Consider the following 7,707-nt stretch of genomic DNA (forward strand, 5'->3'; position numbering starts at 1 on the left):
CAATGTCGCACTGATCCGGGATAACGATCTTATAGAGATCAACATTCCGGAACGAACAATTAATTTACTGGTCAGTGAAGATGAATTGAACGAACGCCGTAAAGAAGAGTCTGCCAGAGGCAATAAAGCTTTCACCCCGCCTCACCGGGAACGTGAGGTTTCGAAAGCGCTTAGGGCATATGCTTCTATGGTGAGTTCGGCCGATAAAGGTGCCGTTCGTCTGATCTGATTTATGAAATAACCGGGAGTAATAAATTTTTCCTGATCTTAAAAAATAACCGGATGCGTTTGAAGAATCTTTTTCTGCTGTGTCTTTTATCAGTTGGCCTTCTTTTTTTAAGCAGTTGTAAAGATCGGTTGTCCTCCGAGAAGTATTTTACTTCATTCATGTTTGAGGCACAAAAAAATGATCTTTCATCCGATATTATCGGCATTATTGATCATACCAATCACCTGATCTCACTGACAAGTGAAGATTGGGTCAATTCACCCGAGTCTTTAATTGCTACTTTCGAGTCTGTCGGAAAAGTATCCATAGATGGAAGGGAACAGATAAGCAGTGTTACCCCGAACGATTACAGTTCCAGGACGATTAAGTATACGCTGACAGCTGATGATAATAGCTCAGTTATCTACGATGTAAAACTGGGTTTAAGATCAGATAAGGTTATCCGTTCTTTCTATTTCGATTCATCTGTCAATGGCTTAACGGACCGGATAAACGGAGTGATCGACCAGGAAAAGAAGACCATTACATTGTCGGTATCCGGAGAAATCGATCATCTGGATTCAATGATTCCCTCTTTTGAAGCTACCGGAAAGGTGACTATCAGCGGGGTTCCGCAAATCAGCGGGGTTACAGCGAATAATTTCCAGGAAATCCAGAAATATACCGTTACTGCAGAAGACAAAAGTAAGACGACCTATCTGGTTGCTTTTCAGACTATTCCTGAACATGTATTCTTGTCTTTTTCATTTGAAAAGGATAAAAATGCCCTGAATCAATCATTAAATGGGATCATCAACCATGAAACGAAGACCATTACTTTTGAAACGAAGCAATGGGTGGAGAATATCCAGTCCCTGATACCCTCTTTTGAGGCCTCCGGGCAGGTTACTATTAATGGGAATGAACAGGAAAGCGGTATCACAGCCAATGATTTCAGGAATGAGATCATATACAGGGTAAACGGGCAAAGCGGTTTTTATAATGACTATAAGGTAATTTTCATATCACCCCAGGCGTCCGGCCTCCCGGTGCTGAAGATTGATACGGAAGGCCAGGTCCCGGTCACAACTAAGACAATATACATCGATGCTGATTTTAAACTGATGGATGCCAATAATGAGGGCTTCAGTTTTACAGGAAAAACAACGATCCGGGGCAGGGGGAACAGCACATGGAGTTATCCCAAGAAGCCATACCGGATAAAATTCGAAAAGAAAACATCGTTGTTAGGTTATGGCAAGGCCAAAAGCTGGGTATTGCTAGCCAATTATCTGGATCCTACATTGATCATGAATACGGTTGCTTTTGAATTGGGACATCGTTTCGGGTTGCCATATACCAACCATGCGAGCCATGTGGAGTTATACCTGAATGGTTCGTACAAAGGAAGTTATGTTCTTACAGAACAGATACAGGTGAACGAAAATAGGGTAAACATCAGTGAAACAACCGGATTTTTGGTCGAACTGGATACATATTATGATGAAGATTACAAGTTCAAGACAAGGATCATACAGCTGCCGGTCAATGTAAAGTCACCCGAACTGACCAGTACCGCAGGTATGGATTTTATTAAGACAGCCCTGAAAGACCTGGAAGATGCTTTGTTTGATGTTTCCAAAGGATTCCCGAATAATAATTATCAGGATCTCATAGATATAAAGACCCTGATTGACTTTTTGCTTGTTAATGAGATCGTTCAAAATACCGAATTGCAACACCCCAAAAGCATGTTTATGTATAAGGAAGCAGATAGTAAGATATTTATGGGACCTTTGTGGGATTTTGACTGGGGTTACGGTTATTCAGGTGAGTTTGTTTACTTTGACAACTATTCGCAGTCACAGCGAATGTTGTTGATGCCCGATTATGGTGGAAGCCATATCGGATACAAATTTTTCTGTCGCTTTTTTGATGATCCGTTATTCCGGACCCAATATAAGGACCGTTGGAACGAATTATATGCTTCTGCCTTAGTGGATATTGATCAATATGTGGATCAATTATCGGCAATGATGCAAAAATCCCAGGTGGAGAATTTTAAACTATGGAACAACGGGCTCAATTATAAAAATGAAATTTCTAAGATGAAAAATTGGCTGAAAGAAAGAATTGCCTATTTGAATTCTGAAATAAATAAATTCTAAACCATTAATATTGTACTGTAAACGAAATTTTTATGTCTAATACAATCTCAGGCTCCGAGGCCTTGATCAGGTCACTGATCAACGAAGAAGTTAGTACCATTTTCGGTTATCCGGGTGGTCAGATCATACCGGTTTTTGACTGTTTGTACGATTTTAAAGATCAGGTGAATCATATTCTTGTTCGTCATGAGCAGGGTGCTATTCATGCAGCCCAGGGTTACGCACGGGTTTCAGGTAAGGTCGGGGTTGCTTTGGTGACATCAGGTCCCGGAGCTACCAATACGGTTACAGGTATTGCTGATGCAATGCTGGACAGTACGCCCATTGTGGTGATATCCGGTCAGGTTTCTTCTTCTCTTCTGGGTTCAGATGCCTTTCAGGAAGCAGATATCGTTGGGATTGCCCAGCCGATCACTAAATGGGCTTATCAGATACGTCGTGTCGAAGACATAGCCTGGGCGGTCGCACGTGCATTTTATATCGCTTCCAACGGACGTCCCGGTCCTGTTGTATTGGATATTCCCAAGGATATCCAGGGTGGACAACTGGAAAAATATGAGTACAAGAAAGAAACTTTCATCAGGAGTTATCAACCTGTACCCAGCTTTAACCAGAAGGATATTGACGCGGCTGCTCAGTTAATTAATGGAGCGCAAAGACCTTTGGCTTTGGTTGGGCAAGGAGTCATCTTAAGCGGGGCGGAAGCTGAATTGAAAGCATTTCTGGAGAAGGCGGATATTCCTGCAGCATCAACTATCTTAGGACTTTCAGCGATGCCTTCCGATTATCCCCTGAATATGGGTATGCTTGGAATGCATGGAAATATCGGCCCGAATGTCAAAACCAATGAATGTGATGTCCTTATTGCCATCGGAATGCGATTTGACGATCGGGTTACCGGTAATCTGGCTACGTATGCCAAACAGGCCAAGATCATACATTTAGATATTGACAGGGCGGAGATTAATAAAAATGTAACAGTGGATATAAAGGTTCTGGGAGATGCCAAGGTAACGTTATCAGAGATAACAAAATTGCTTCATACTAATGAACATAAGGCGTGGCGGGAAAGTTTCAAACCTTATGAACAGAAGGAGTATGAAGTGGTGATCAAAAAGGAACTTTTCCCGGAAGGCACTCCCTTGAAAATGGGTGAAGTGATTCATAAAGTATCCGAGGCTACCCATAATGATGCTATACTGGTTACTGATGTAGGACAAAATCAGATGATGGCTGTCCGCTATTTTAAAAATAAACGGACGAGAAGTGTGGTTACCTCCGGAGGTCTTGGTACGATGGGTTATGGACTTCCTGCAGCCATTGGGGCCAAATTCGGGGCTCCGGAAAGAACCGTTTGTCTGTTTGTCGGTGATGGTGGGTTTCAGATGAATATCCAGGAATTGGGTACTATTTTGCAGACAGGGATAGATATCAAGATCATTCTGTTGAACAACCAGTTTCTGGGAATGGTACGCCAATGGCAGGAATTGTTTTTCAATGAACGTTATTCCGAAACCATCATGAAAAACCCGGATTTTATAGGAATTGCGAAAGCCTACGGCATTGAAGCACGTAAAGTGAACAAACGGGAAGACCTGGATGATGCTATTGCAGAGATGTTACAATACAAAGGGACATACCTTCTGGAAGTGGAAGTGGAAAATAAGGGGTTGGTATATCCTATGGTTCCGGCAGGAGCTTGTATCTCAAAAATTTTATTAGGAGAGGAGTAGCCTATAAAAATATAGAGACAGGAAAGGTTTGGGGTTGCGAATTCTTATAGGTTCCGCAACCCTTTTTCTTTTAAATACCGGATTAACTCTTTCGGACGATCGGTTTGAATTAAAGTTGCACCTTGTTTTATTACCCATCCCCAATTGGCATCTTTGTCTGTCATGGCAGACTCATCATCATGACCTCCGCAAAGAGTATCCCATAAGGTGTTGATCCAGATACGGCTTCCTTGCCGGGTTATTTCCGACAGGCGGTTTAACTCTTTAAAGTTGTCTGTTTTAAAACAGGCTTCTACTGCGATCGGTTTGAAATCTTTTAGAAAATTACTCAGTTCGATCCAGGATTCGGGTTTGTCAATATCCACTATCGGCATATATAACATGCCCGTATTTTTTCCATACTCTTCTTTTACTTTTGCAACCGTGTATTTTCCCTTGATGATGACCTGCTTTTCCGTATCTGTTTTCCGGAGAATCGGGGTGATTTCCTTAATATAAGTACCACCTTTATCAATATTCACCAATATCCGGTCTTTGCAGATGAACAATGCCTCTTCGAGTGTTGGGATGTGTTCATAGGTTTTTATTCCATTACCAGCCCTTAACCGTAATTTTTTCAATTCTTCAACCGTAAATTCTTCGACTTTCCCCTTTCCCGTCATGGTACGGTCGATCGTTTTGTCATGGATCACGACAAACTGATCGTCTTTGGTTTTTCGTATATCGATCTCCACCATATCCGCTCCCATGGCAATGGCCAGTTCAATAGCCCGGTTTGAATTCTCAGGAGCATTCCTCCAGTCCGCCCGGTGTGCGACAACAAAAACATAATCATTGTCCGGGCTATGTAGCTTTCTTAGCAAAGAATCAACACGAGTCTGGGAGAAAGATACAGGGATGAAAAGCCAGCAATACAGGAAAAGAATTATTTTTTTCATATCAGATATCAATTAAGCACTCAGTGCTATTTATTGTTTTATTAAGTCACACTGATCAAGTTGATTACGTTTATTAAGCCTGACATTAATTTATTGGAATTACTTAAAAACTTGAAAAAGCAGGGTAATTGGGTTGTTGATGATCAATCAAATGATTCCGTTTATAGTTAATTAATCTCTTTTGACTGGGAAGCATTAACAAACAAAATATCTCCGATATCGTTGAAATCATTAAAGAATTTTGATGCTTGATGCTTGATGATTTCTTCCCGGAAACCGATAATAGTCAGGCCGGCATTTTTTGAATATTCAGTAACGGCATCACTGAGCGTTTTTCCGTCGGCCAGCTTAATGATTTCAATATTTGTCAATGTGATAGGCAATCGTCCGCTGGCAATTCTTTCTTCAAGTTCCCGTTTGGTTTCTTCTGTTGGTTCTTCCTCACTGATGTTGAATATTTTGATGTGGCTTTTACGCCAGTCGGGATGTGCCATAATGATGTATCCCAGTAAAATCATCAGGTTGGCATTTTTCTCGTCGGTGGTACGGATCCATACATGGATACCATTTCTATAGCGGATGGGAGAGAGGCAACCTCCGAAAATGCAAATATCAAAGTTTCCGGCCCTGGCCAGATTGACATTTTCCAGTATACGGGTAAGTTCTTCCGGGTGGTTCTTATCGAATTCAAATACCACCATATTGTTCTCCATACCGGAGATGGACGGCGATTGGATCACTTGTGCGATAGCAGAAGTATATGAGGGAGAGATCATGGTGTCGATATAAAGCGTATTTTCCCTCTCTTTCTGGCTGTCTATCAGCTGTGTCAGTATTTCCTGCGATTCTGAATAAGTCTGTTTGCTGTAGTAGCCTTCCATATAATGGAAGTAAGTTCCGAATCCATGCTGGTAACTGATCCATTTCATCAAATCAAGTACCTTATCCCTTTCAAAAGAATGAGGTGAGATACAAATGGCTGCCGGACGCCATTCTTCATTATCCATACTCGACTGATGCTTTTGCATAAAGACCTGCAACCGCCTGTTAAGCTGGAAAAGAGCTCCTTTGAATATATTGACCAGTCCTTTCTGGTCCTTGTTATAGTGTTCGACAATCAGGTATATAATGATAATTACAATATAAGAAAGAAATGTATAAAACGGATTGATCATGAACATGACCCATACAGAAAGCAGGAATCCCGCCAGTGAAAAATACCATTTGGACCTGAACCTCGGACGATAGGACGGGGGAGATCCGAAATGGTTGAGGAATGAAATGAGACAAAGGGTGCCGTAGGTGATCAGAAAGAACATGGAAATAATTTCTGCTACCGTATTGACATTTCCCATGATCACAAAAACCAATGCGATCAGGAACGTAACAAAAGAAGCATTAAACGGTTCCCGTGTTTTTCCTTTTCCCCTTGCCAGGAAAAGATTGATCTTCCTGAAAGGGAAGCTTTTGTCTCCGGCAATAGCCTGCAATGTACGGGGAGCAACCATGATAGAACCCATTGCGGAAGAAAATGTACATGCAGCCAATCCTACCGGTATGATAATGGCTCCGAAAACTGCAATTCTCGACATGATCAATTGATCTTCGATTAAGTCGGCCTGTGAAGCAGAAATTGATAATTTCCATACAACCAACATATAAACAATTAATCCGGTAATTGTTCCGCCCATTGTGCCTAAAGGGATCGATTTCCCGGGGTTTCTGAGGTCACCACTCAATCCTACTCCTGCCGTCATTCCTGTGAATGCAGGAAAACATATGGCAAAGATGATGAAGAAGCTGTCTTTGTTGAACAGGCCAAAATTATTCCCTGGTATCCTTGTTGCGTCATCACCCGGATCAATTGGATTTCCCAGGAAAAACAACAACAATGATAAGAAAAGGATCGCATTGATCACATAAAGCATTTTAACTCCGGATCCGGAACCCTTTCTCAGTATAAAATAGGCCAGTAAACATAGAGCAGGTACACTGACCACCTGACGCGGCAGGTTGAATTCAAACCTGTTGGATACCCAGTTAAAAAGAGGTTCAAAAGATTCAGTAAATGCAATGATATAAAAAGCCACACTGATGGCTTGTGAAAAATAGAGGGCGATTCCGATGGTAGAACCGATCTTGAGTCCGAATGAGCGGGAGATGATAAAGTATTCGCCACCACCTTCCACGCGTGTATTGGTAGCAATTTCCGATATGGCAAGTGCAGTAGGGATCGTGATTAAATGTCCGAGGATAATGATCAGGATGGCCCCCCAAAAACCCAGCATACCGGTAGCATAGCCGAACCGTAAAAACAGAATGGCGCCAAGTATGGTGGAAATGGCAGTCAAATAAACCGGACCTGTTCCAAATCCAGAAATTCTATCTTGTTTCATATGTATCCAATGCAAGCATTTGAAAGTTCAAACATACAAAATATCTGTTCATTTTTGACGTAAGAAGACAGATAATTTTGTTATTGGATGCATCTTATTGGATGATTCAACTTTATTCCGATCATCATTCGGCAGAAACAAAAAGACGTAATTTTGCGAATCTTGTTCGCAAAATTACGTCTTTTTAAATGGAAGGGTCAATAATAAGAAACTATGTGGACAAGTCGTTTTTTTTTATTGATCCATTAAAAATTGAAAAAACCC

5 protein-coding genes are annotated in these 7,707 nt (G+C 41.4%); 3 read left to right on the forward strand and 2 right to left on the reverse strand.

The genetic code is table 11. The annotated features are described in order from the left end of the window. From LBQ60_13860 to ilvB, 3 genes are all read left to right on the forward strand, one after another. A partial coding sequence (locus LBQ60_13860) for a dihydroxy-acid dehydratase (protein ID MDR2039004.1) occupies nucleotides 1-229 on the forward strand: 229 nt, incomplete at its 5' end. Nucleotides 230-288: 59 nt separating this feature from the next. After that, nucleotides 289-2,376: a CotH kinase family protein gene (locus tag LBQ60_13865; protein MDR2039005.1), complete on the forward strand. Its 2,088-nt coding sequence runs from the start codon at nucleotides 289-291 to the stop codon at nucleotides 2,374-2,376. A gap of 32 nt (nucleotides 2,377-2,408) precedes the next feature. Beyond that, nucleotides 2,409-4,109, forward strand: a complete 1,701-nt coding sequence (gene ilvB, locus LBQ60_13870) for a biosynthetic-type acetolactate synthase large subunit (GenBank protein ID MDR2039006.1) — start codon at nucleotides 2,409-2,411, stop codon at nucleotides 4,107-4,109. Nucleotides 4,110-4,153: 44 nt separating this feature from the next. Here the strand turns inward: ilvB and LBQ60_13875 are convergent, their stop codons facing one another. Further along, nucleotides 4,154-5,047, reverse strand: a complete 894-nt coding sequence (locus LBQ60_13875) for a glycerophosphodiester phosphodiesterase family protein (GenBank protein MDR2039007.1) — start codon at nucleotides 5,045-5,047, stop codon at nucleotides 4,154-4,156. Between the two features lie 167 nt (nucleotides 5,048-5,214). Further along, the gene (locus tag LBQ60_13880) at nucleotides 5,215-7,443 is read right to left on the reverse strand and encodes an amino acid permease (GenBank protein MDR2039008.1); all 2,229 of its coding nucleotides are present in this window, start codon (nucleotides 7,441-7,443) and stop codon (nucleotides 5,215-5,217) included. Between the last annotated feature and the right edge of the window lie 264 nt (nucleotides 7,444-7,707).

Source organism: Bacteroidales bacterium (assembly GCA_031275285.1).
Taxonomy (GTDB): Bacteria; Bacteroidota; Bacteroidia; order Bacteroidales; family UBA4181; genus JAIRLS01.

Bases quoted from the DNA above. Each gene is read 5' to 3' on its own strand.
- ilvB (MDR2039006.1), top strand. From the start codon at position 2,409: ATGTCTAATACAATCTCAGGCTCCGAGGCCTTGATCAGGTCACTGATC.
- LBQ60_13880 (MDR2039008.1), bottom strand. From the start codon at position 7,443: ATGAAACAAGATAGAATTTCTGGATTTGGAACAGGTCCGGTTTATTTG.
- LBQ60_13875 (MDR2039007.1), bottom strand. From the start codon at position 5,047: ATGAAAAAAATAATTCTTTTCCTGTATTGCTGGCTTTTCATCCCTGTA.